The sequence below is a fragment of the Streptomyces sp. NPDC033270 genome, from assembly GCF_055576575.1.
On record NZ_JBVIRA010000023.1, the window covers coordinates 1 to 22,437 of the forward strand.

The following is a 22,437-nucleotide window of genomic DNA, read 5'->3' on the forward strand; positions in this document are numbered from 1 at the left end:
CCCCCCCCCCCCCCCCCCCCCCCCCCCCCCCCCCCCCCCCCCCCCCCCCCCCCCCCCCCCCCCCCCCCCCCCCCCCCCCCCCCCCCCCCCCCGCGCCCGAAAGCACCCTTGGGACGTTCCTAGCCCAGCGCGGACTTCACCGCGTCGGCCAGCCGCTCCGCCACGGCCCGTGCCTGCTCGATGTCGGCCGCCTCCACCATGACGCGGACCAGCGGCTCCGTACCGGACGGCCGCAGCAGCACCCGGCCGGTGGCCCCCAGCTCCCGCTCCGCCTCGGCGACCGCCGCCGTCAGCTCGGGCGAGCTGGCCACCCGCGACTTGTCGACGTCGGGGACGTTGATGAGGATCTGCGGCAGCCGCTCCATGACGCCCGCCAGCTCCCCCAGCGAACGGCCGGTGGCGGCGACCCGGGCCGCCAGCATCAGACCGGTCAGCGTGCCGTCTCCGGTGGTGGCGTGGTCGAGCACGATGACGTGCCCGGACTGCTCGCCGCCCAGCGCGAAGCCGTGCGCCTTCATCTCCTCCAGGACGTACCGGTCGCCGACCGCGGTCTGGACGAAGTCGATGCCCTCGCGCTCCATGGCCAGCTTGAAGCCCAGGTTGGACATGACGGTGGCGACGACGGTGTTCTTGCGCAGCGTCCCGGCCTCGCGCATGCCCAGTGCGAGGACGGACAGGATCTGGTCGCCGTCGATCTCGTTGCCCTCGCGGTCCACGGCCAGGCAGCGGTCCGCGTCGCCGTCGTGGGCGACGCCCAGGTCGGCGCCGTGCTCGACGACGGCCGCCCGCAGCTGGGCGAGGTGGGTGGAGCCGCAGCCGTCGTTGATGTTCAGGCCGTCGGGGTCGGTGCCGATGGTGACGACCTCGGCGCCGGCCCGGGCGAACGCCTCGGGCGAGACCCGGGCCGCCGCACCGTGCGCGCCGTCGATGACGACCTTCAGCCCGTCCAGGCGGTTGGGCAGCACACCGACCAGATGCGCGACGTAGTTGTCGAAGCCCTCGTCGTAGACGGTGACCCGGCCGACGCCCGCGCCGGTCGGCCGCTCCCACGGCTCGCCGGAGCTGTGCGCGCGGTAGGTCCGCTCGATCCGGTCCTCCAGCTCGTCGGCGAGCTTGTGGCCGCCGCGGGCGAAGAACTTGATGCCGTTGTCGGGCATCGGGTTGTGGCTCGCGGAGAGCATCACGCCGAGGTCCGCGCCCAGCGCCCCGGTCAGATACGCGACCGCCGGGGTCGGCAGGACCCCCACCCGCAGTACGTCCACACCGGCGCTGGCCAGTCCGGCGACCACCGCCGCCTCCAGGAACTCCCCCGACGCTCGCGGATCGCGTCCGACCACCGCCACCGGCCGGTGCCCTTCAAACGTGCCCGCTTCGGCGAGTACATGCGCCGCGGCGACCGACAGGCCGAGCGCCAGCTCCGCCGTCAGGTCCGCGTTCGCGACGCCGCGCACACCGTCCGTGCCGAAGAGTCGTCCCACTGGTGTCCTCCGAGTTGTCGAGCTTGGACCAGAGCTTTACGTCCAGGTATACGCCCCTGGCTTCAGATATACGCTCCAGGTCCCGGATAGCCGAACGCCCCGGCAGCACGGAGGTGCCACCGGGGCGTTCACAAGAGCTGCGTCGTGCAGCGAGCGGATTAGCGCTTGCTGTACTGCGGCGCCTTACGGGCCTTCTTCAGACCGGCCTTCTTGCGCTCGACCGCACGGTCGTCACGCTTGAGGAATCCGGCCTTCTTCAGCGCGGGGCGGTTGTTGTCGATGTCCGCCTCGTTCAGCGCACGGGCCACGCCCAGGCGCAGCGCACCGGCCTGGCCGGAGATGCCGCCGCCGGAGATGCGGGCGATCACGTCGTAGCGGTTGTCGAGCTCGAGCACCTTGAAGGGCTCGTTGACTTCCTGCTGGTGCACCTTGTTCGGGAAGTAGCCCTCAAGGGTGCGGCCGTTGATCTTCCACTGGCCGGTGCCCGGGACGATCCGGACGCGGGCAATGGCGTTCTTGCGACGGCCCAGGCCGGCGGCCGGCTGCGGGTCGCCGAAGCGGGACGCGAGGGACTCGGAGGTGTACTCCGACTCCACGACCTCGGTCTCGGTGGTGTATTCCTCGACGGCGTCTTCGTTCTCGATGACGGTCTCGGGAGTGGTCTCGGCCACGATGCTCCTCAGATTCTCTGTCGTCTTAGGGGGTGGCCGGACTTACTGCGCGACCTGGGTGATCTCGAACGGGACCGGCTGCTGCGCAGCGTGCGGGTGCTCGGCGCCCGCGTAGACCTTCAGCTTCGAGAGCATCTGACGGCCGAGGGTGTTCTTGGGGAGCATGCCCTTGATGGCCTTCTCGACGGCCTTCTCGGGGTTCTTGTCGAGAAGCTCGTCGTAGCGGACGGAGCGCAGACCACCCGGGAAACCGGAGTGGCGGTAGGCCATCTTCTGCGACCGCTTGTTGCCGGACAGGTGCACCTTGTCGGCGTTGATGATGATGACGAAGTCACCCATGTCAACGTGAGGGGCGTACACCGGCTTGTGCTTGCCCCGCAGGAGGGACGCGGCCTGGCTGGCCAGACGGCCCAGGACAACGTCCTGCGCGTCAATGATGTGCCACTGGCGCTGGACATCGCCGGGCTTGGGGCTGAACGTACGCACGTCTTAGCCTTCGCTTCTTTGGTGAATGGGTCCTGTACTGGCCCCGTGGTCGATCACACAGCAGGGCGGCACTACGGGTGACGCAACCCGATCGTCCGCCGCTGGTCATCGGCCCGATGGACCGGCGTAAGGGCCCCTCACGTGAGATAGAGCAAGCCAATACGCATAACGAACCAGCAGAATACCGGCCCGCACCCGGCGGGGTCAAAACGCCCCCCGAACGGACACCGGGCCCCCGGGGCGGCCCCCGTCTCCCCGCCGCCGCCCGACCGCCCTACCGCTTCCGTTCCACGCGGCGCTCGTCCCACACCGGCTCCGCCGACTCCCGCACCACCCCGTCCGCCCCGAACACCAGGAACCGGTCGAAGGAGCGTGCGAACCACCGGTCGTGCGTCACCGCCACCACCGTCCCCTCGTACGCCTCCAGCCCCTCCTGCAGCGCCTCCGCCGACTCCAGGTCCAGGTTGTCGGTCGGCTCGTCCAGGAGCAGCGCCGTCGTGCCGGAGAGCTCCAGCAGCAGGATCTGGAAGCGGGCCTGCTGGCCGCCGGAGAGCCGCTCGAAGCGCTGCTCGGCCTGCTTCTCCAGCTCGTAGCGGCGCAGCGCGGACATCGCCTGGCCCTTGTCCTTCGCGTGCTCGGTCCACAGGATGTCCAGCAGCGGGCGGCCCATCAGCTCGGGGTGGGCGTGGGTCTGCGCGAAGTGACCGGGGACGACGCGGGCGCCCAGCTTCCAGGTGCCGGTGTGCGGGACGGGCCGCTCGGCGTCCTGGGCCAGCAGGCGCAGGAAGTGCGACTTGCCGGAGCCGTTGGAACCGAGGACCGCGACCCGCTCGCCGTAGAAGATCTCCAGCGAGAAGGGCTTCATCAGCCCCGTCAGCTCCAGGTCCTCGCAGGTCACCGCCCGTACGCCGGTGCGCCCGCCGCGCAGCCGCATGGTGATGTCCTGCTCACGCGGCGGCTCCGGCGGCGGGCCGGCCTCCTCGAACTTCCGCAGCCGGGTCTGCGCCGCCGCATAACGGGAGGCCAGCTCATGGCTGACCGAGGCCGCCTGCCGCAGCGAGACCACCAGCTTCTTGAGCTGGGCATGCTTCTCGTCCCAGCGCCGGCGCAGCTCCTCGAAGCGGGCGAAGCGCTCCTTGCGGGCCTGGTGGTAGGTGTCGAAGCCGCCGCCGTGCACCCACACGTCGGAGCCCGCGGGGCCCGGCTCGACGCTGATGATCTTCTCCGCGGCGCGCGCCAGCAGCTCCCGGTCGTGGGAGACGAACAGCACCGTCTTACGGGTCGTGCGCAGCTGCTCCTCCAGCCACCGCTTGCCCGGCACGTCCAGATAGTTGTCCGGCTCGTCCAGCAGCAGCACCTCGTCCGTGCCGCGCAGCAGCGACTCCAGCACCAGCCGCTTCTGCTCGCCTCCGGACAGCGTGCGCACCTGCCGCCACTGGGCCTTCTCGTACGGCATCCCCAGCGCCGCCATCGTGCAGATGTCCCAGACCGTCTCGGCCTCGTAGCCCCGCGCCTCGGCCCAGTCGCTGAGCGCCTGCGCGTACGCCATCTGCGCGTCCTCGTCATCGGCGGTCATGATCGCCGTCTCGGCGGCGTCCACCGCCGCCGCGGCCTGCCGTATCCGCGGCTGCGCCACGGAGACCAGCAGGTCACGCACCGTACGGTCGTCGCGCACGGACCCCACGAACTGCGGCATCACCCCGAGTCCGCCGCTGACCGTCACCGATCCGCCGTGCGGCGCCAGCTCGCCCGCGATCAGCCGCAGCAGCGTCGTCTTGCCGGCGCCGTTGGCCCCCACCAGCGCCACCGACGCGCCCTCCCCCACGCGGAAGGACACATCCCCCAGCAGGACCCTCCCGTCCGGCAGGTAGTACTCGAGATGGCCGGCCTCTAGATGTCCCATGAGCGGGATTGTGACCGGCCTCCACCCGTTCCACCAACCCCATTAGGATGCGCGGCATGAGTTTCGGGCAAGGCGGGCCCTTCGACGGCCCTGGGGGATCATCGTCCACTCCTGACTGGGGCGCGCTCGCCGAGGAGAGCGAGGCGCGGGCCCGCCGCAAGCGCTGGCTGTGGATCGGCGGCGGCGTGCTGGCCGTCCTCGCGGTGGCCGGCATCGTCACCGGCGCCGTCCTGGCCGGCGGCGGCGACTCGCCGGGCGGCGGCGCGTCGGCGACCCCCGCCGCGTCCGGCCAGGCCGCGGAGCCGGACGACAAGCCGTCCTTCCCCGACGTCTCGGTGCCGCCCCCGCCCAACCCGCAGGACTACATCTCCGACCCCAAGAAGGACACCGCGCCGCTCACGCCGGCCTCCCTCTTCGGGCAGAAGACCATGGTCATCGGCGAGCACAGCTACCCGCGCACCAACACCGCCACCACCAAGGACTGCACCGCCGCCGCCCAGGGCGCGCTGGTCTCCTCGCTCACCCACAACGGCTGCCGGCAGCTGGTGCGCGCCACGTACTCCAAGGGCGGCGTCGCGGTCACCGTCGGCATCGCGGTCTTCGACTCGCCCGCCAAGGCCACCAAGGTCATGAACGAGGCCAAGACCAACCTGATGCCGCTGCCCGGCGGCGGCGTCCCCTCGGACTTCTGCCAGGGCCACAAGTGCCGGATGGCGACCAACGCCACCGGCCGCTACGCCTACTTCCTCATCGCCGGCTACCTCAACGGCAAGGACGTCGTCGCGTCCGAGACCAAGGCCCAGCAGATCGCCCGGGACGGCGGCTCCTACGCCTTCACCCGGATCACCCAGCGCGGCAAGGACCAGGCGGCGAAGGCCGCCGAGCAGCAGCTCAAGGACGCCCAGAAGAAGGCCGGCAAGTCCTGACGCCCCCGGTGGCGCCGCCCCCCGGCGGCGCCACCAGCGGGCCGGCTCAGCAGCAGCCGCCCCCGGCCGCCCCCGGCAGGCTCCGCTTGTTGCGCGCCTCCAGGTTCCGCGCCGCCAGCAGCTCGTCGGCCGGGTACCCGACCTCTTCCAGCGTCAGCCCGTGCGGCCGTACGACATGCACGGCGGAGTCCCGTACGCCCGCGGCCAGCACCTTCCCCGGCCACTCCGGCGGCCGGTGGCCGTCCCCGACGAACAGCAGCGCGCCGATCAGCGACCGCACCATGTTGTGGCAGAAGGCGTCCGCCCGCACGGTCGCGGTGATGATCCCGTCCGCGCCGCGCTCCAGGCTCAGCTCCTGGAGCGTGCGGATGGTCGTGGCGCCCTCACGCCGCTTGCAGTACGCCGCGAAGTCGTGCTCCCCCAGCAGCGGGCGGGCCGCCTCGTTCATGGCGGCCACATCCAGCGCCCAGTCGTGCCACAGCACATGGCCGCGCAACAGCGGATCGACACCCCCGTGATGGTCGGTGACCCGGTAGGCGTACCGCCGCCAGATCGCCGAGAACCGCGCGTTGAAGCCGGCCGGCGCCTCGCTCAGCGACCACACCCGCACGTCCTTGGGCAGCCGCCCGGCCAGCCGCTTGAGCAGCTTCTCCCGATGCTCGGCCCAGAGCTCCGCGGGGAGGTCGACGTGCGCCACCTGCCCGCGCGCATGCACTCCGGCGTCGGTCCGGCCCGCCACGGTCAGCTCGTACGTGGTCTGCCCCGACCGGGTCACCGTCCGCAGCGCGTCCTCGATCTCCCCCTGGACCGTCCGCTGCCCACCGGCCTGCTTGGCCCACCCGGAGAAGTCCTTTCCGTCGTAGGAAAGGTCCAGCCGCACCCGGACGTGCCCGGGCTTCACCTCGTCGCTCACACCCACCATCCTCTCAAGCTCCCGGCACACGGAAGCGGGCCCGCCCCCGAAGGGACGGACCCGCTCAACGCGAGGCGAAGCCTCAGGCGTCCTTCGACTCCTCGGCCGGGGCCTCGGTGGTCTCGGCCGCAGCGGCCTCCGCGTCCTTGGCCGCACGCTTGGTGGCGGCCTCGGCCTCACCAGTGGCCTGCTGCGCCACGGTCAGCGCCTCCACCAGCTCGATGACGGCCATCGGCGCGTTGTCGCCGCGGCGGTTACCGATCTTGGTGATACGGGTGTAGCCACCCGGGCGGTTCTCGAACCGCGGGGCGATCTCCGTGAAGAGCGTGTGCACGACGCTCTTGTCCGAGATCAGCTGCATGACCTGACGGCGGTTGTGAAGGTCACCCTTCTTCGCCTTGGTCACCAGACGCTCCGCGTACGGACGCAGACGACGGGCCTTGGCCTCGGTCGTGGTGATGCGACCGTGCTCGAAGAGAGCGGTGGCCAGGTTGCGCAGCATCAGACGCTCGTGTGCGGCGCTGCCGCCCAGACGGGCACCCTTGGCGGGCTTCGGCATGTGTATCTCCTTCATTGCTGCACCGGCCGTATCAGGTACCGGTGTCAGTTCCCACGAGGCGGCCGCCCCGCGGAAGACTCACACGGCTGGGGTCCGAGGCACCGCCCCGGACCCCAGCCGGTCGAAATCAGTACTGCTCGGTCTCCACGAACCCGGCGTCCGCGTCGTCGTCCGCGCCGAAGGCGTCGGCCGCGGCGGTCGGGTCGAATCCGGGCGGGCTGTCCTTGAGCGCCAGGCCCATGCCGGCCAGCTTCGCCTTGACCTCGTCGATCGACTTCGCACCGAAGTTGCGGATGTCGAGCAGGTCCGCCTCGGAGCGCGCCACGAGCTCACCCACGGAGTGGATGCCCTCACGCTTGAGGCAGTTGTACGAACGAACGGTGAGCTCGAGCTCCTCGATCGGCAGCGCCAGGTCGGCGGCGAGGGCGGCGTCCGTCGGGGACGGGCCCATGTCGATGCCCTCGGCGTCGATGTTGAGCTCGCGCGCCAGACCGAACAGCTCGACCAGCGTCTTACCGGCGGACGCCATGGCGTCGCGCGGCCGCATGGCCTGCTTGGTCTCGACGTCGACGATCAGCTTGTCGAAGTCGGTGCGCTGCTCGACACGGGTCGCCTCGACCTTGTAGGTGACCTTGAGCACCGGCGAGTAGATCGAGTCGACCGGGATACGGCCGATCTCCTGGCCCACCTGCTTGTTCTGCACGGCGGAGACGTAGCCGCGACCGCGCTCGACGGTCAGCTCCATCTCCAGCTTGCCCTTGCCGTTCAGGGTGGCGAGGACCAGGTCCGGGTTGTGGACCTCGACACCGGCCGGGGGCGCGATGTCGGCAGCGGTGACCAGGCCGGGGCCCTGCTTGCGCAGGTACATCACGACCGGCTCGTCGTGCTCCGAGGAGACGACCAGCTGCTTGATGTTGAGGATGAGGTCGGTGACGTCCTCCTTGACGCCCGGCACGGTGGTGAACTCGTGCAGGACACCGTCGATGCGGATGGACGTGACCGCCGCACCCGGGATCGAGGAGAGGAGCGTACGACGCAGGGAGTTGCCGAGGGTGTAGCCGAAGCCCGGCTCCAGCGGCTCGATCACGAACCGGGAGCGGTATTCGTCGACGACCTCTTCGGTCAGAGAGGGACGCTGAGCGATCAGCATGTGTGTGGTCCTTCAGTCGTGGGCGCCCGCTATTTGACGCCCGCTGTACTGACAAGGGTACGGGCGGTACGGCGCCATCGGCCCCGTACCGCCCACACCGGTCAGCTCTTACCTGAGTAGAGCCGACGAGCCTTACTTCGAGTAAAGCTCGACGATCAGCTGCTCCTGCACCTGGGTGTCGATCACCTGGCGCTCGGGCAGGCTGTGCACCAGGATCCGGAGGTTCGACGGGATCGCTTCCAGCCAGGCCGGAACGGTCTTCTCGCCGGCCTCGGCCTTGGCCACCTCGAAGGGGGTCAGGTTCCGAGAGCCCTCGCGGACCTCGATGATGTCGTTCACCGCCACACGAGCCGACGGAATGTCGGTCTTGCGGCCGTTCACGGTGATGTGTCCGTGACGCACCAGCTGACGGGCGTGGTCCCGGGACTTGGCAAAGCCGGCCCGGTAGACCACGTTGTCGAGACGGGTCTCAAGGATGCGCAGAAGGTTCTCACCGGTCTTGCCGGTCTTCTGGTTCGCTTCCTTGTAGTAGTTCACGAACTGCTTCTCAAGGACACCGTAGATACGGCTGCACTTCTGCTTCTCACGAAGCTGGAGCAGGTACTCGCTGTCCTTGGTGCGCCCGCGACCGTGCTCACCCGGGGGGTAAGGACGGATCTCGATCGGGCACTTCGCGCTCTCGCACTTGCTCCCCTTGAGGAAGAGCTTCTGCTTCTCCCGACGGCAACGCTTGCAGTCGGCCCCGGTGTAACGCGCCATTGTCTAGTTGTCTCCTACTTCAGGTGGTCAGACGCGGCGACGCTTCGGCGGGCGGCATCCGTTGTGCGGCGTGGGGGTGACGTCCTGGATGGAGCCAACCTCGAGACCGGTCGCCTGGAGCGAACGGATGGCCGTCTCGCGACCCGAACCCGGGCCCTTGACGAAGACGTCGACCTTGCGCATGCCGTGCTCCTGCGCGCGGCGGGCGGCCGACTCGGCGGCCATCTGCGCGGCGAAGGGGGTGGACTTGCGCGAGCCCTTGAAGCCGACGTGGCCGGCCGAGGCCCAAGAGATCACGTTCCCGGTCGGGTCGGTGATCGAGACGATCGTGTTGTTGAACGTGCTCTTGATGTGAGCGTGCCCGTGGGCGACGTTCTTCTTCTCCTTGCGGCGCACCTTCTTGGCGCCGGCCGTACGGCCCTTCGGAGGCATGAATTTCTCCCGTGGAGGTGGTCGGTCCTACAGCGAAGACCGCTGGTAAGCGTCCTGCTGAGGACTACTTCTTGCCCGGCTTCTTCTTGCCGGCGATCGCGCGACGCGGACCCTTGCGGGTACGGGCGTTCGTGCTGGTGCGCTGACCGTGCACCGGCAGACCGCGACGGTGCCGCAGACCCTGGTAGCAGCCGATCTCGACCTTGCGGCGGATGTCGGCCTGGATCTCGCGACGGAGGTCACCCTCGGTCTTGAGGTTGTTGTCGACGTACTCGCGGATCTTGACGAGGTCTTCCTCGGCCAGGTCGCGGACCCGGGTGTTCGGGTTCACGCCGGTGGCGGCGAGAGTCTGCTGCGAGAGCGTCCGCCCGATACCGAAGACGTAGGTGAGGGCGACCTCCACACGCTTTTCGCGCGGGAGATCAACGCCTGCGAGGCGTGCCATTGATGTGGCTCCTGATGGCTATTCGGAGGTCTTCCGCAGCACCGTTCCCGTAAGACTCTGAAGAATTACGAGCCGGGTCCCCGGCCTCCGAGCCGGGGGTGTCGTCCCCACGCGAGTGGTGCGGGGGGTCGGGTGACTGCGTATGTACGTATGTGCTTGCGTCGCGCGAACTGCGAAATTGCAGGTGGTCGGCGTGCGTCAGCCCTGGCGCTGCTTGTGGCGCAGGTTGTCGCAGATGACCATGACCCGGCCGTGGCGGCGGATCACCTTGCACTTGTCGCAGATCTTCTTGACGCTCGGCTTGACCTTCATGGGATGTGAGGTTCTCCGGGTCAGTGCCGTCACCCCACGGGAGCGGGGCGCCGACAAGATCTACTTGTAGCGGTAGACGATCCGGCCACGCGTCAGGTCGTACGGAGAAAGCTCCACCACGACCCGGTCATCCGGGAGGATGCGGATGTAGTGCATCCGCATCTTGCCGCTGATGTGCGCGAGGACCTTGTGACCGTTCTGGAGCTCCACCTTGAACATGGCGTTCGGGAGGGACTCGATCACGGTGCCCTCGATTTCGATGGCACCTTGCTTCTTGGCCACGCTTCGCCCTTCGAATCGGCTACCTTGATCGACTCTCCTGCAATGGATGTCACCTGCAACAGGCATACGGATGCACGAGAGCCGACGCGTCAGTCTACGTCAGTGCCTAGGAAAAGACGAATCCTGGATTATTGCCCACGAGGGGTGATCCTTACGCCCGGGGGCCTCCCCCGGGCCGCGGATCGGGCCGCCGGGTCAGGCCAGGGGATCCGGCGCCGCCGTGATCCCCAGCTCGGCCAGCTTGGCCCTGCCACCGTCCGGCGAGGTCAGCACCAGCGGACCGTCCTCGGTCAGCGCGACCGAGTGCTCCCAGTGCGAGGACCAGCTGCCGTCGTTCGACTTGACCGTCCAGTCGTCGTCGAGGACGTGGGTCTTGGCCGTACCGAGATTGACCATCGGCTCGATCGCGATGCAGAAGCCGGGCACCAGCTTCGGGCCGCGGCCGCGCTTGCGGTCGACGTAGTTCAGCAGATGCGGGTCCATGTGCATCTGCGAGCCGATGCCGTGGCCGCCGTAGTCCTCGACGATGCCGTACTTGCCGCTGGTCGGACGGGGCTGGCGCCGGATGTAGCCCTCGATCGCCCGGGAGATGTCCACCAGGCGGTTGCCCTTGGCGACCGCCGCGATACCGGCCCACATCGACTCCTCGGTGACCCGGCTGAGCTCGATCAGCTCCGCGGAGTGACCCGATCCGACGAAGGCGGTGTACGCGGCGTCGCCGTGCCAGCCGTCGATGATCGCGCCACAGTCGATGGAGATGATGTCCCCGTCCTGCAGCACCGTCTCGGTGTCGGGGATGCCGTGCACGACGACGTCGTTCACCGAGGTGCAGATGGTCGCGGGGAAGCCGCCGTAGCCGAGGAAGTTCGACTTCGCGCCGTGCTCGGCGAGCACCTTGCGCGCCGCGTCGTCCAGGTCCTTGGTCGTGGCGCCCGGCACCGCGACCTTCCGGGTGGCCGCGTGGATGGCGGCGACCACCAGCCCCGCCTCGCGCATCTTCGCGATCTGCTCGGGGGTCTTGATCTCCACCATTGCGGCTGGCTCTCCCTTGCGGCGAAGCCGCCGCCGCTCTCGCGGAGGTGGCTGGTCGCCCTCGTGGTTGCTCAATTGATGACTGCGGCTACCACGGTACCCGTACGCGATACGGCCGCGGTGCCCCGTCGGGGCGCCGCGGCCGTATCGAAGCCGGTGGTGGCTTACTTACGCGTCGCGCGAGGGCAGCGCGGCCATCGCGCGCTGCGTGACCTCTTCGACCTTGCCGAGGGCCGGGATCGTCACGACCAGGTCCTGGGCCTTGTAGTAGTCGATGATCGGCTCGGTCTCCGTGTGGTAGACCTCCAGCCGCTTGCGGACGGTCTCCTCGCGGTCGTCGTCACGCTGGTACAGGTCGCCGCCGCAGACGTCGCAGACGCCCTCGCTCTTCGGCTTGTTGTACTCGGCGTGGAAGACGTGGCTTGAGTCCTTGCGGCAGATCCGCCGGCCGGCGATCCGCTTGACGACCTCGTCCTCCGGGACCTCCAGGTCCAGGACGGCGTCCAGCTTGAGGTTCTTGGCCTTGAGGTACTCGTCCAGCGCCTCGGCCTGGCCGAGGTTGCGCGGGAAGCCGTCGAGGAGGAAGCCCTCGGTGGCGTCGGCCTGCTCCATGCGGTCCTCGGCCATCCCGATGGTGACCGAGTCGGGCACCAGGTTTCCGGCGTCCATGTACGACTTCGCCTCGACACCCAGGGGCGTGCCCTGACTGATGTTGGCGCGGAACAGGTCCCCCGTGGAGATGTGCGGGATCGCGAGGTTCTTGGCAAGGTACGCAGCCTGCGTACCCTTGCCGGCCCCCGGGGGTCCGACGAGGACGATTCGCATCAGCGGAGGAACCCTTCGTAGTTGCGCTGCTGAAGCTGGCTCTCGATCTGCTTCACGGTCTCCAGGCCCACACCCACGATGATGAGGATGCTCGTCCCGCCGAACGGGAAGTTCTGGTTCGCGTTGAAAAGCACCAACGCCACTGTTGGTACGAGCGCGATCAGCCCCAGGTACAGCGAGCCCGGCCACGTGATCCGGTTGAGCACGTAGCTGAGGTACTCGGCCGTCGGGCGACCAGCCCGGATACCCGGGATGAAGCCACCATACTTCTTCATGTTGTCGGCAACTTCTTCGGGGTTGAAGCTGATGGCGACGTAGAAGAACGCGAAGAAGACGATCAGCAGGAAGTACGTAACGATGTAAACCGGGTGATTTCCCTTGGTGAAGTTGGTGGCGATCCAGGTCGCCCATGCCGCCTTCGACCCGCTGAACTGTGCAACGAGGGCTGGAATGTAGAGCAGCGACGACGCGAAGATGACGGGAATCACACCCGCCTGATTCACCTTGAGCGGGATGTACGTGGACGTACCGCCATAGGACCGGCGGCCGATCATCCGCTTCGCGTACTGCACCGGAATGCGTCGCTGGGCCTGCTCGACGAAGACCACCAGGGCGACCATCGCCAGGCCCACCGCGATCACCGCGAAGAACTCGATCCAGCCGTCGGCGAGCTTGCCGGTGAGCTTGATCTGCCACAGGGCGCCCGGGAAGCCGGCGGCGATCGAGATGAACATCAGGATCGACATGCCGTTGCCGATGCCGCGGTCGGTGACGAGCTCACCGAGCCACATGATCAGGGCGGTGCCGGCGGTCATCGTGATGACCATCGTGATGGTGGTGAAGATCGAGTCGCTGGGCACGATCTCGCTGGCGACCGGGCAGTTCTGGAACAGCGCGCCGCTGCGGGCGGTGGCCACCAGGCCGGTGCCCTGCAGGATGGCGAGCGCCACGGTCAGATAGCGGGTGTACTGGGTGATCTTCGCCTGGCCCGACTGCCCCTCTTTCTTGAGGGCCTCCAGCCTGGGGATCACCACGGTCAGCAGCTGGAGGATGATGCTCGCCGTGATGTACGGCATGATCCCCAGCGCGAAGATCGTGATCTGCAGCAGCGCACCACCGCTGAACATGTTCACCAGGGCGAACAACCCGCTGTTGCCGCCGGCCTGCCGCATGCAGGTCTCGACGTTCGCGTAGTTCACCCCGGGGACCGGGACGTGCGCTCCGATCCGGTAGAGCACGATGATGCCCAATGTGAACAGCAGCTTCTTGCGCAGGTCGGGCGTCTTGAACGCTCGGGCGAACGCGGTGAGCACGGTGCCTCCTGCGCCTCTTCGCCCCATGGGCGAGAGGTGACGGTCTTGAGGATCGACGAATACATAGGCCAAAAACCGCGCGGACACGGCCCACGCGGCGGGGGCCCGGGGCCGGGGCCCCGGAAAACAGCAGTGCCTGCCACCTTACCGGCGACCGTACCCCCGTGGAACGACCAACCGGGGATGCCCCAAACGATGGGCATCCCCGGTCAGTTGAACCAACGAACTCAGATGAGTTCGGTGACGGTGCCGCCGGCGGCGGCGATCTTCTCCTTGGCGGAGCCGGAAACGGCGTCAACCGAAACCTGCAGCGCCACGGAGATCTCGCCCTGGCCCAGGACCTTGACGAGCTCGTTCTTGCGCACCGCGCCCTTGGCGACCAGGTCGGCCACCGTGACCTCGCCACCCTGCGGGTAGAGCGCGGCCAGCTTGTCCAGGTTCACGACCTGGAACTGCTTGTGAGCGGGGTTCTTGAAACCCTTCAGCTTCGGGAGGCGCATGTGGAGGGGCATCTGCCCACCCTCGAAGCGCTCCGGAACCTGGTAACGGGCCTTCGTACCCTTGGTACCACGACCAGCGGTCTTACCCTTGGACGCCTCGCCACGACCCACGCGGGTCTTGGCGGTCTTGGCACCCGGGGCAGGACGGAGGTTGTGGACCTTCAGCGGGTTCTGCTCCGCCATGTCAGTCGACCTCCTCAACCGTCACGAGGTGGCGGACGGTGTGCACCATGCCGCGGAACTCGGGGCGGTCCTCCTTGACAACCACGTCGTTGAGCTTCTTCAGGCCCAGCGAACGAAGGGTGTCGCGGTGGTTCTGCTTGCTACCGATGTAGGACTTCGTCTGCGTGATCTTGAGGTGCGCCATTACGCGGTCACCCCTGCACGCGCCCGCAGCAGAGCGGCGGGAGCAACGTCCTCCAGCGGCAGGCCACGACGGGCCGCGATCTCCTCGGGGCGCTGAAGGCCCTGAAGCGCGGTCACCGTGGCGTGCACGATGTTGATCGGGTTCGACGAACCGAGCGACTTGCTCAGCACGTCGTGGATGCCCGCGCACTCCAGAACGGCACGCACGGGGCCACCGGCGATCACACCGGTACCGGGGGAAGCCGGCTTGAGCAGGACGACGCCCGCAGCCTTCTCGCCCTGGATGGGGTGAGGGATGGTGCCCTGGATACGGGGGACCTTGAAGAAGTTCTTCTTGGCCTCTTCCACGCCCTTGGCGATGGCAGCCGGAACTTCCTTGGCCTTGCCGTAACCGACACCTACGGTGCCGTCACCGTCGCCCACCACGACCAGCGCGGTGAAGCTGAAGCGACGGCCACCCTTGACAACCTTGGCGACGCGGTTGATCGCGACAACGCGCTCAACGTACGCGGTCTTCTCGGCGGCAGCGCCACCGTCGCGACCCTTCCGGTCCCGCCGCTCGCCGCCACCGGCACCGCTCCCGCGGCGCTGGGGTCCAGCCATTGGATTTACCTCTCTCTGTTACGTCCGCTAGCTCCGGAACCGGGGCTTAGAACTTCAGCCCGGCTTCGCGGGCGGCGTCGGCCAGAGCGGCAATCCGCCCGGCGTACTGCTTGCCACCACGGTCGAACACGACGGCCTCGACACCGGCGGCCTTGGCACGCTCGGCGACCAGGGAGCCGACCTTCTGGGCCTGGGCGCTCTTGTCGCCCTCGCCACCACGGATCGACGCGTCCAGGCTCGACGCCGAGGCCAGCGTGTGGCCCTTGATGTCGTCGATGACCTGTGCGGTGATGCCGCGGTTGGACCGCGTCACGACCAGACGCGGACGCTCCGCGGTACCCGAAATCCGCTTACGGATGCGGATGTGGCGACGCTTGGCGGCGGCGCGCTTGTAGGCGTCACCCTTCGCGATCTTCACACCGTATGCCATGGCTTACTTACCAGCCTTTCCGACCTTGCGGCGGATGACCTCGCCGGCGTACTTGACGCCCTTGGCCTTGTACGGGTCAGGCTTGCGCAGCTTGCGGATGTTCGCCGCCACCTCGCCGACCTTCTGCTTGTCGATGCCCTCGACGCTGAGCTTGGTCGGGGACTCGACCTTGAAGGAGATCCCCTCGGGGGCCTCGATCACGATCGGGTGGCTGTAGCCCAGGGCGAACTCCAGGTTGGAGCCCTTCGCCTGGACGCGGTAACCGACACCGCTGATCTCGAGCGCCTTGCTGTAGCCCTGGGTCACGCCGGTGATCATGTTCGCCACCAGCGTGCGGGACAGGCCGTGCAGGGCCTTGTTCTGACGCTCGTCGTTCGGGCGGGTGACGTTGATAACGCCGTCCTCACCCTTGGCGACCTCGATGGGAGCGGCCACGGTGTGCGAAAGGGAGCCCTTGGGACCCTTCACGTTGACCGTGCGGCCCTCGATGGTGACGTCCACACCAGCGGGAACCTGGATGGGCAGCTTGCCAATGCGCGACATTAGCTATTCCTCCGTTCCCGGGTTACCAGACGTAGGCGAGGACTTCCCCACCCACGCCCTTCTTCTGCGCCTGCTGGCCGGTGAGCAGACCGTGGGACGTGGAGATGATCGCCACGCCCAGGCCGCCGAGCACCTTCGGCAGGTTGGTGGACTTTGCGTAGACCCGCAGGCCCGGCTTCGAGATCCGCTTGATGCCGGCGATCGAGCGCTCGCGGTTCGGGCCGAACTTCAGCTCGAGGACGAGGTTCTTGCCGACCTCGGCATCCTCGACGCGCCAGCCGGTGATGTAACCCTCCTGCTGGAGGATCTCCGCGATGTGCGACTTGATCTTGCTGTGCGGCATCACGACGGTGTCGTGGTACGCCGAGTTCGCGTTCCGCAGACGGGTCAGCATGTCTGCGATGGGGTCAGTCATGGTCATGAATTGGCCTTCGGCCTCTCTCGCCGGGGTTTCCTATGTGCGCCATCCCTCTCCCCGATCAGAGTCGGGACGGGTGCGGCGCGGGGACCTACGGCGTAGTAAGCGACGTTATGCGGGCTTCGCCCGCGGTCGGTCTCGGGCGGCGGGACACCCAAACCCCTCTACCCTACGGGAAAAAAGGGGCAGGAATCCCGCCGACCGATTGCTTACCGAGAGCCCTGGTCATCCCAAGTGGGGGATTACCAGGAGCTCTTGGTCACGCCCGGCAGCTCGCCACGGTGAGCCATCTCACGAAGGCACACGCGGCACAGGCCGAACTTGCGGTAGACGGAGTGCGGACGGCCGCAGCGCTGGCAGCGCGTGTACGCGCGGACAGCAAACTTCGGCTTACGAGCCGCCTTAGCGATCAGAGCCTTCTTCGCCACGGTCAGTTCTCCTTGAACGGGAAGCCGAGGTGACGAAGCAGGGCGCGGCCCTCATCGTCGTTGGACGCCGTGGTGACCACGGTGATGTCCATGCCCCGCGTCCGGTCGATCTTGTCCTGGTCGATCTCGTGGAACATGACCTGCTCCGTGAGACCGAAGGTGTAGTTGCCCCGACCGTCGAACTGCTTCGGGGACAGACCACGGAAGTCGCGGATGCGCGGCAGCGCGAGCGACAGCAGGCGGTCCAGGAACTCCCACATGCGGTCACCGCGGAGGGTGACGTGGGCACCGATCGGCTGGCCCTCGCGCAGCTTGAACTGCGCGATGGACTTACGGGCCTTGGTGACGGCCGGCTTCTGGCCGGTGATCGTGGTGAGGTCGCGGATGGCGCCCTCGATCAGCTTGGAGTCGCGGGCGGCGTCGCCCACACCCATGTTGACCACGATCTTGGTCAGACCGGGGATCTGCATGACGTTCTCGTAGGAGAACTCGTCCTTCAGCTTCCCGGCGATCTCTTCGCGGTAGCGCGTCTTCAGACGCGGCGCGTTGGTGGTGGCAGTCATCAGATGTCCTCACCGGTCCGCTTGGCAACGCGGATCTTGTTGCCCTCGTCGTCGAAGCGGTATCCGACGCGGGTGACAACCTTCTGGCCGTCCTTCTCCACAACCAGCTGAACGTTGCTGACGTGGATGGGGGCCTCGGTCGTCACGATGCCGCCGGTCTTCGAACCACGAGCGGTCTGGCCGGCCTTGGTGTGCTTCTTGACCCGGTTGACACCCTCGACCAGGACGCGGTCCTCGCGGGGGAAGGCCTGGATGACCTTGCCCTGCTTGCCCTTGTCCTTACCGGTGATGACCTGGACCAGGTCGCCCTTCTTGATCTTCATCGGTTACAGCACCTCCGGCGCGAGCGAGATGATCTTCATGAACTTCTTCTCGCGCAGCTCACGGCCCACGGGGCCGAAGATACGGGTGCCGCGGGGGTCGCCATCGTTCTTGAGGATGACGGCCGCGTTCTCGTCGAAGCGGATGTACGAGCCGTCGGGACGGCGGCGCTCCTTGACGGTGCGAACGATGACCGCCTTGACGACGTCACCCTTCTTCACGTTGCCACCGGGGATCGCATCCTTGACGGTGGCAACGATGACGTCACCGATGCCCGCGTAGCGGCGACCGGAACCACCGAGAACACGGATGCAAAGGATTTCCTTCGCACCAGTGTTGTCGGCGACACGCAGTCGCGACTCCTGCTGGATCACGTCTATCTCCTGTTTGTCTGCCGGTTCCCGGCGAGAAGCGCGAGTGCTTCGCGCTTCTCACCGAGCCTGGCGGAACTGTTCCTAGGGGGTCCCCCTAGGAGGGATTACTTGGCCTTCTCGAGGATCTCGACGATGCGCCAGCGCTTGGTGGCGGACAGCGGCCGGGTCTCCATCAGGAGGACGCGGTCGCCGACGCCGGCAGCGTTCTGCTCGTCGTGCGCCTTGAGCTTGTTGGTACGGCGGATGACCTTGCCGTACAGCGCGTGCTTGACGCGGTCCTCGACAGCGACGACGACGGTCTTGTCCATCTTGTCGCTGACGACGAGACCCTCACGGGTCTTGCGGAAACCGCGCTCGTTCGTCTCAGTCACATTCTTCTCGCTCATCAGGCGCTCTCCACCGTCTCGATGCCCAGCTCGCGCTCACGCATCAGGGTGTAGATCCGGGCGATGTCCTTGCGGACGGCCTTCAGCCGGCCGTGGTTCTCGAGCTGTCCGGTCGCCGCCTGGAAGCGGAGGTTGAACAGCTCTTCCTTGGCCTCACGGAGCTTGGCAACGAGGTCCTCGTTGTTCAGCTCGCGCAGCTCGGACGCCTTGGTAACGGCCGACATCACGATTCACCTGCCTCGCGCCGAACGATGCGGCACTTCATCGGAAGCTTGTGGGCGGCGCGGGTCAGCGCCTCCTTAGCAACCTTCTCGTTCGGGAAGGACAGCTCGAACATCACCCGACCGGGCTTGACGTTCGCGACCCACCACTCCGGGGAACCCTTACCGGAACCCATGCGGGTCTCGGCAGGCTTCTTCGTCAGCGGGCGGTCCGGGTAGATGTTGATCCAGACCTTGCCGCCACGCTTGATGTGACGGGTCATCGCGATACGAGCGGACTCGATCTGACGGTTCGTCACGTAGGCCGGGGTGACGGCCTGGATTCCGTACTCACCGAAGGCCAGCTCGGTGCCACCCTTGGCCATACCGTTGCGCTTCGGGTGGTGCTGCTTGCGGTGCTTGACCCTGCGAGGGATCAGCATGTCGGTCAGGCCTCCGTTCCGGGGGTCTCCGCCGGAGCAGCGGCAGCGGCCTCGGCCTTGGGGGCCTCGGCAGCGGCGCTCTGCTGCTGCGGCTTGCGGCCGCCGCGGCCACCGCGCTCGCCACCGCGACGCGGGCGGTCGTTGCCGCCACCGCGAGCCGGGCGGTTACCCGCACGGGCGGCAGCGTTCTCGGCGCGAACCTCGGCGATGTTCTTGACGTCGCCCTTGTAGATCCAGACCTTCACACCGATGCGGCCGAAGGTGGTCTTGGCCTCGAAGAAGCCGTAGTCGACGTTCGCACGGAGCGTGTGCAGGGGCACACGGCCCTCGCGGTAGAACTCCGAGCGGGACATCTCGGCGCCGCCGAGACGGCCACCGCACTGGATCTTGATGCCCTTGGCGCCGGCCTTCATCGTCGACTGCATGCTCTTACGCATGGCGCGACGGAAGGAGACGCGGGACGAGAGCTGCTCGGCGACGGCCTGGGCCACCAGCTGCGCATCGGTCTCGGGGTTCTTGACCTCGAGGATGTTCAGCTGGACCTGCTTGCCGGTCAGCTTCTCCAGCTCGCCGCGGATGCGGTCCGCCTCGGCGCCGCGGCGGCCGATGACGATGCCCGGACGAGCGGTGTGGATGTCAACGCGGACGCGCTCACGGGTGCGCTCGATCTCCACCTTGGAGATACCGGCGCGCTCCATGCCCTTCGTCATCATGCGACGAATGGCGACGTCTTCCTTGACGTAGTCCTTGTACAGCTTGTCGGCGTACCAACGGGACTTGAAGTCCGTCGTCACACCGAGCCGGAACCCGTGCGGGTTTACCTTCTGGCCCATTACCGGGTTCCTTCCTTGCTGCTGACGACCACGGTGATGTGGCTGGTCCGCTTGCGGATCCGGTAGGCACGGCCCTGGGCACGCGGACGGAACCGCTTCAGGGTCGGGCCCTCGTCGACGTACGCCTCGCTGATGACCAGCGAAGAGGCGTCGGTGTGGTCGTAGTTGTGCGCGGCGTTGGCAATGGCGCTGTCCAGCACCTTGCCCACCGGCACGCTCGCGGCCTGCGGGGCGAAACGCAGGACCGCCTGAGCCTCCGTGGCATCCATGCCACGGATAAGGTCCACCACGCGGCGGGCCTTCATGGGCGTGACGCGGATGTACCGCGCCTGGGCCCTGGCTTCCATGGTTGTCCCTTCGGTGTCAGTCATAGTCTTCGCACTCCGGTCGATCAGCGACGACGCGACTTGCGGTCGTCCTTCTCGTGGCCGCGGAAGGTGCGGGTCGGCGCAAACTCGCCGAGCTTGTGGCCGACCATCGACTCGGTGACGAACACCGGGACGTGCTTGCGGCCGTCATGCACCGCGATCGTGTGGCCGAGCATGGCCGGGACGATCATGGAGCGGCGGGACCAGGTCTTGATGACGTTCTTGGTGCCTGCATCGTTCTGTACGTCCACCTTCTTGGCGAGGTGGTCGTCGACGAAGGGCCCCTTCTTGAGACTGCGCGGCATCTAAACCCGCTCCTAGCGCTTCTTGTTCGTCTTGCGGCGGCGGACGATGTACTTGTTGCTTGCCTTCTTCGGCGAGCGAGTACGACCCTCCTTCTGGCCCCAGGGCGAGACCGGGTGGCGACCACCGGAGGTCTTGCCCTCACCACCACCGTGCGGGTGGTCGACCGGGTTCATCACGACACCACGCACGGTCGGGCGGACGCCCTTCCAGCGCATACGGCCGGCCTTGCCCCAGTTGATGTTCGACTGCTCGGCGTTGCCGACCTCGCCGACGGTGGCGCGGCAGCGCACGTCGACCAGGCGGATCTCACCGGAAGGCATACGAAGGTGGGCCATCGCGCCCTCCTTCGCCAGCAGCTGCACGGAGGCACCGGCCGAGCGGGCGAACTTCGCACCGCCGCCCGGACGCAGCTCGATCGCGTGGATCGTCGTACCCACGGGGATGTGGCGCAGCGGCAGGTTGTTGCCCGGCTTGATGTCGGCCCCAGGGCCGTTCTCAATCCGAGCACCCTGGACCAGGCCACGGGGCGCGATGATGTAGCGCTTCTCGCCGTCTGCGTAGTGCAGCAGCGCGATGCGCGCGGTGCGGTTCGGGTCGTACTCGATGTGCGCGACCTTGGCCGGCACGCCGTCCTTGTCGTGACGACGGAAGTCGATCACGCGGTAGGCGCGCTTGTGGCCACCGCCCTGGTGGCGAACGGTCACACGACCGGCGTTGTTACGGCCGCCCTTGCTGTGCAGCGGGCGGACCAGCGACTTCTCCGGCGTGGACCGCGTGATCTCGACAAAGTCGGCGACGCTGGAGCCACGACGGCCCGGGGTCGTCGGCTTGTACTTGCGGATACCCATTTCTCAGTCCTCGTCCGATTCCGGACGACTCGGACTCCGTTAGGAGACCGGGCCGCCGAAGATGTCGATACGGTCGCCCTCGGCGAGGGTCACGATGGCGCGCTTGGTGTTGGCGCGCTTGCCGTAACCGGTGCGGGTGCGCTTGCGCTTGCCCTGCCGGTTGATCGTGTTGACCCCGGTGACCTTGACCGAGAAGACCGCCTCGACGGCCTGCTTGATCTGGGTCTTGTTGCTGCCGGGCGCGACGATGAACGTGTACTTGTTCTCGTCCAGCAGCGCGTAGCTCTTCTCGGAAACCACCGGCTTGACGAGAACGTCGCGCGGGTCCGTGAAGGTCTTGCTGGTGACGACGGCCTCAGTCATCAGGCGTCGCTCCCTTCGGTCTCAGCGGCCTTGGGGCCAGACACGAAGGACTCGAAAGCGGCCTTGGTGAAGACCACGTCGTCGGAGACGAGCACGTCGTACGTGTTCAGCTGGCCCGGCTCCAGGATGTGAACCTGGGGCAGGTTACGGGCGGACAGCCACGCGGCCTCGTCGCTGCGCTCGGCGACCAGGAGCACGTTCTTGCGCTCGCTGACCTTGCCGAGGAGAGCCTTGGCGGCCTTGGTGGAGGTCGCACCCTCGACCACGCCGGAAACGACGTGGATGCGCGAGTTGCGGGCCCGGTCGGTGAGGGCACCGCGCAGGGCGGCGACCTTCATCTTCTTGGGCGTCCGCTGCGAGTAGTCACGCGGCACGGGGCCGTGGACGATGCCACCGCCGGCGAACTGCGGCGCACGGGTCGAACCCTGACGCGCCCGGCCGGTGCCCTTCTGGCGGTACGGCTTCTTGCCACCGCCGCGGACCTCGCCGCGAGTCTTGGTCTTGTGCGTGCCCTGACGGGCAGCGGCCAGCTGCGCGACAACGACCTGGTGGATCAGCGGAACGCTGACCTTGGCGTCGAAGATCTCCGCGGGGAGCTCGACGGACCCGGCCTTGTCGCCTGCCGGCGAAAGGATGTCAATGGTGCTCATCGGTTACC

35 protein-coding genes are annotated in these 22,437 nt (G+C 67.7%); 1 reads left to right on the plus strand and 34 read right to left on the minus strand.

Features of this window, described 5'->3' with window-relative positions; translation table 11 throughout:
- Window positions 1–119 precede the first annotated feature (119 nt).
- From glmM to ACZ5XZ_RS27760, 4 genes are all read right to left on the minus strand, one after another.
- Complete coding sequence (gene glmM, locus ACZ5XZ_RS27745) at window positions 120–1,478, minus strand: phosphoglucosamine mutase (protein WP_468982761.1); 1,359 nt, start codon at window positions 1,476–1,478, stop codon at window positions 120–122.
- Window positions 1,479–1,636: 158 nt separating this feature from the next.
- Complete coding sequence (gene rpsI / locus ACZ5XZ_RS27750; RefSeq protein WP_468982763.1) at window positions 1,637–2,149, minus strand: 30S ribosomal protein S9; 513 nt, start codon at window positions 2,147–2,149, stop codon at window positions 1,637–1,639.
- A gap of 42 nt (window positions 2,150–2,191) precedes the next feature.
- On the minus strand, window positions 2,192–2,635 hold the full coding sequence (gene rplM, locus ACZ5XZ_RS27755; protein ID WP_384429944.1) for a 50S ribosomal protein L13: 444 nt from the start codon (window positions 2,633–2,635) through the stop codon (window positions 2,192–2,194).
- A gap of 274 nt (window positions 2,636–2,909) precedes the next feature.
- Window positions 2,910–4,538 carry an ABC-F family ATP-binding cassette domain-containing protein gene (locus tag ACZ5XZ_RS27760; RefSeq protein WP_468982766.1) on the minus strand — a complete coding sequence of 543 codons (1,629 nt, stop codon included), beginning with the start codon at window positions 4,536–4,538 and terminating at the stop codon, window positions 2,910–2,912.
- A 56-nt stretch (window positions 4,539–4,594) separates the two neighbouring features.
- Here ACZ5XZ_RS27760 and ACZ5XZ_RS27765 point away from each other — a divergent pair, with 56 nt between their 5' ends.
- Window positions 4,595–5,464, plus strand: a complete 870-nt coding sequence (locus ACZ5XZ_RS27765) for a hypothetical protein (RefSeq protein WP_468982767.1) — start codon at window positions 4,595–4,597, stop codon at window positions 5,462–5,464.
- Window positions 5,465–5,510: 46 nt separating this feature from the next.
- On the opposite strand, the gene truA is transcribed toward ACZ5XZ_RS27765, so the two are convergent.
- The 30 genes from truA to rplD form a co-directional block, all read right to left on the minus strand.
- Window positions 5,511–6,377, minus strand: coding sequence for a tRNA pseudouridine(38-40) synthase TruA (gene truA, locus ACZ5XZ_RS27770; RefSeq protein WP_468982768.1), 867 nt, complete (start codon window positions 6,375–6,377; stop codon window positions 5,511–5,513).
- 82 nt (window positions 6,378–6,459) lie between these two features.
- Entirely contained in the window at window positions 6,460–6,936 is a 477-nt protein-coding gene (gene rplQ, locus ACZ5XZ_RS27775; protein ID WP_393487439.1) for a 50S ribosomal protein L17, read from the minus strand.
- A 127-nt stretch (window positions 6,937–7,063) separates the two neighbouring features.
- Window positions 7,064–8,086 (minus strand): DNA-directed RNA polymerase subunit alpha, encoded by a 1,023-nt coding sequence (locus ACZ5XZ_RS27780; RefSeq protein ID WP_003956430.1) that lies wholly within the window; start codon window positions 8,084–8,086, stop codon window positions 7,064–7,066.
- A 132-nt stretch (window positions 8,087–8,218) separates the two neighbouring features.
- A complete protein-coding gene (gene rpsD / locus ACZ5XZ_RS27785) occupies window positions 8,219–8,845 on the minus strand; it encodes a 30S ribosomal protein S4 (RefSeq protein ID WP_384429928.1) in 627 nt (208 codons plus the stop codon).
- A gap of 27 nt (window positions 8,846–8,872) precedes the next feature.
- Window positions 8,873–9,277: a 30S ribosomal protein S11 gene (rpsK, locus tag ACZ5XZ_RS27790; RefSeq protein WP_004571845.1), complete on the minus strand. Its 405-nt coding sequence runs from the start codon at window positions 9,275–9,277 to the stop codon at window positions 8,873–8,875.
- A 64-nt stretch (window positions 9,278–9,341) separates the two neighbouring features.
- Window positions 9,342–9,722, minus strand: a complete 381-nt coding sequence (rpsM, locus tag ACZ5XZ_RS27795; protein ID WP_018090888.1) for a 30S ribosomal protein S13 — start codon at window positions 9,720–9,722, stop codon at window positions 9,342–9,344.
- Between the two features lie 198 nt (window positions 9,723–9,920).
- Entirely contained in the window at window positions 9,921–10,034 is a 114-nt protein-coding gene (rpmJ, locus tag ACZ5XZ_RS27800) for a 50S ribosomal protein L36 (RefSeq protein WP_003956441.1), read from the minus strand.
- Window positions 10,035–10,094: 60 nt separating this feature from the next.
- Window positions 10,095–10,316 (minus strand): translation initiation factor IF-1, encoded by a 222-nt coding sequence (gene infA / locus ACZ5XZ_RS27805; RefSeq protein WP_003956442.1) that lies wholly within the window; start codon window positions 10,314–10,316, stop codon window positions 10,095–10,097.
- Window positions 10,317–10,511: 195 nt separating this feature from the next.
- Complete coding sequence (gene map / locus ACZ5XZ_RS27810; protein ID WP_468982772.1) at window positions 10,512–11,348, minus strand: type I methionyl aminopeptidase; 837 nt, start codon at window positions 11,346–11,348, stop codon at window positions 10,512–10,514.
- Between the two features lie 168 nt (window positions 11,349–11,516).
- Complete coding sequence (locus ACZ5XZ_RS27815; RefSeq protein ID WP_468982774.1) at window positions 11,517–12,173, minus strand: adenylate kinase; 657 nt, start codon at window positions 12,171–12,173, stop codon at window positions 11,517–11,519.
- Window positions 12,173–13,486: a preprotein translocase subunit SecY gene (gene secY, locus ACZ5XZ_RS27820; protein ID WP_384429916.1), complete on the minus strand. Its 1,314-nt coding sequence runs from the start codon at window positions 13,484–13,486 to the stop codon at window positions 12,173–12,175. The genes ACZ5XZ_RS27815 and secY overlap by 1 nt, the downstream gene beginning before the upstream one ends.
- A gap of 227 nt (window positions 13,487–13,713) precedes the next feature.
- A complete protein-coding gene (rplO, locus tag ACZ5XZ_RS27825; protein WP_393487431.1) occupies window positions 13,714–14,169 on the minus strand; it encodes a 50S ribosomal protein L15 in 456 nt (151 codons plus the stop codon).
- Window position 14,170: 1 nt separating this feature from the next.
- A complete protein-coding gene (gene rpmD / locus ACZ5XZ_RS27830) occupies window positions 14,171–14,353 on the minus strand; it encodes a 50S ribosomal protein L30 (protein WP_384429910.1) in 183 nt (60 codons plus the stop codon).
- A complete protein-coding gene (gene rpsE, locus ACZ5XZ_RS27835) occupies window positions 14,353–14,955 on the minus strand; it encodes a 30S ribosomal protein S5 (RefSeq protein WP_006604888.1) in 603 nt (200 codons plus the stop codon). Before rpsE ends, rpmD begins: the two co-directional genes overlap by 1 nt.
- A 46-nt stretch (window positions 14,956–15,001) precedes the next feature.
- Window positions 15,002–15,385, minus strand: coding sequence for a 50S ribosomal protein L18 (gene rplR / locus ACZ5XZ_RS27840; protein WP_384429907.1), 384 nt, complete (start codon window positions 15,383–15,385; stop codon window positions 15,002–15,004).
- A gap of 3 nt (window positions 15,386–15,388) precedes the next feature.
- Complete coding sequence (gene rplF / locus ACZ5XZ_RS27845) at window positions 15,389–15,928, minus strand: 50S ribosomal protein L6 (RefSeq protein ID WP_384429904.1); 540 nt, start codon at window positions 15,926–15,928, stop codon at window positions 15,389–15,391.
- Window positions 15,929–15,950: 22 nt separating this feature from the next.
- Entirely contained in the window at window positions 15,951–16,349 is a 399-nt protein-coding gene (gene rpsH / locus ACZ5XZ_RS27850) for a 30S ribosomal protein S8 (RefSeq protein WP_030413019.1), read from the minus strand.
- Between the two features lie 239 nt (window positions 16,350–16,588).
- Window positions 16,589–16,774 (minus strand): type Z 30S ribosomal protein S14, encoded by a 186-nt coding sequence (locus ACZ5XZ_RS27855; protein WP_004571834.1) that lies wholly within the window; start codon window positions 16,772–16,774, stop codon window positions 16,589–16,591.
- Window positions 16,775–16,776: 2 nt separating this feature from the next.
- The gene (rplE, locus tag ACZ5XZ_RS27860; protein ID WP_030074789.1) at window positions 16,777–17,337 is read right to left on the minus strand and encodes a 50S ribosomal protein L5; all 561 of its coding nucleotides are present in this window, start codon (window positions 17,335–17,337) and stop codon (window positions 16,777–16,779) included.
- Entirely contained in the window at window positions 17,337–17,660 is a 324-nt protein-coding gene (gene rplX, locus ACZ5XZ_RS27865; RefSeq protein ID WP_030413017.1) for a 50S ribosomal protein L24, read from the minus strand. The genes rplE and rplX overlap by 1 nt, the downstream gene beginning before the upstream one ends.
- Window positions 17,661–17,663: 3 nt before the next feature.
- Window positions 17,664–18,032: a 50S ribosomal protein L14 gene (rplN, locus tag ACZ5XZ_RS27870; RefSeq protein ID WP_003998823.1), complete on the minus strand. Its 369-nt coding sequence runs from the start codon at window positions 18,030–18,032 to the stop codon at window positions 17,664–17,666.
- Between the two features lie 104 nt (window positions 18,033–18,136).
- On the minus strand, window positions 18,137–18,418 hold the full coding sequence (gene rpsQ / locus ACZ5XZ_RS27875; protein WP_006604882.1) for a 30S ribosomal protein S17: 282 nt from the start codon (window positions 18,416–18,418) through the stop codon (window positions 18,137–18,139).
- Window positions 18,418–18,642, minus strand: a complete 225-nt coding sequence (gene rpmC, locus ACZ5XZ_RS27880) for a 50S ribosomal protein L29 (RefSeq protein WP_046927445.1) — start codon at window positions 18,640–18,642, stop codon at window positions 18,418–18,420. Before rpmC ends, rpsQ begins: the two co-directional genes overlap by 1 nt.
- On the minus strand, window positions 18,642–19,061 hold the full coding sequence (gene rplP, locus ACZ5XZ_RS27885) for a 50S ribosomal protein L16 (protein ID WP_004571829.1): 420 nt from the start codon (window positions 19,059–19,061) through the stop codon (window positions 18,642–18,644). Before rplP ends, rpmC begins: the two co-directional genes overlap by 1 nt.
- Before the next feature lie 5 nt (window positions 19,062–19,066).
- Complete coding sequence (rpsC, locus tag ACZ5XZ_RS27890; protein ID WP_069567069.1) at window positions 19,067–19,894, minus strand: 30S ribosomal protein S3; 828 nt, start codon at window positions 19,892–19,894, stop codon at window positions 19,067–19,069.
- Window positions 19,894–20,241 (minus strand): 50S ribosomal protein L22, encoded by a 348-nt coding sequence (gene rplV, locus ACZ5XZ_RS27895; protein ID WP_004571827.1) that lies wholly within the window; start codon window positions 20,239–20,241, stop codon window positions 19,894–19,896. Before rplV ends, rpsC begins: the two co-directional genes overlap by 1 nt.
- Window positions 20,242–20,285: 44 nt before the next feature.
- Window positions 20,286–20,567 carry a 30S ribosomal protein S19 gene (rpsS, locus tag ACZ5XZ_RS27900; RefSeq protein WP_016571057.1) on the minus strand — a complete coding sequence of 94 codons (282 nt, stop codon included), beginning with the start codon at window positions 20,565–20,567 and terminating at the stop codon, window positions 20,286–20,288.
- A gap of 12 nt (window positions 20,568–20,579) precedes the next feature.
- Window positions 20,580–21,416: a 50S ribosomal protein L2 gene (gene rplB, locus ACZ5XZ_RS27905; RefSeq protein ID WP_030413014.1), complete on the minus strand. Its 837-nt coding sequence runs from the start codon at window positions 21,414–21,416 to the stop codon at window positions 20,580–20,582.
- A 39-nt stretch (window positions 21,417–21,455) separates the two neighbouring features.
- Window positions 21,456–21,779 (minus strand): 50S ribosomal protein L23, encoded by a 324-nt coding sequence (rplW, locus tag ACZ5XZ_RS27910; protein ID WP_189101106.1) that lies wholly within the window; start codon window positions 21,777–21,779, stop codon window positions 21,456–21,458.
- Window positions 21,779–22,429, minus strand: a complete 651-nt coding sequence (rplD, locus tag ACZ5XZ_RS27915; protein WP_468982780.1) for a 50S ribosomal protein L4 — start codon at window positions 22,427–22,429, stop codon at window positions 21,779–21,781. The genes rplW and rplD overlap by 1 nt, the downstream gene beginning before the upstream one ends.
- Window positions 22,430–22,437 lie beyond the last annotated feature (8 nt).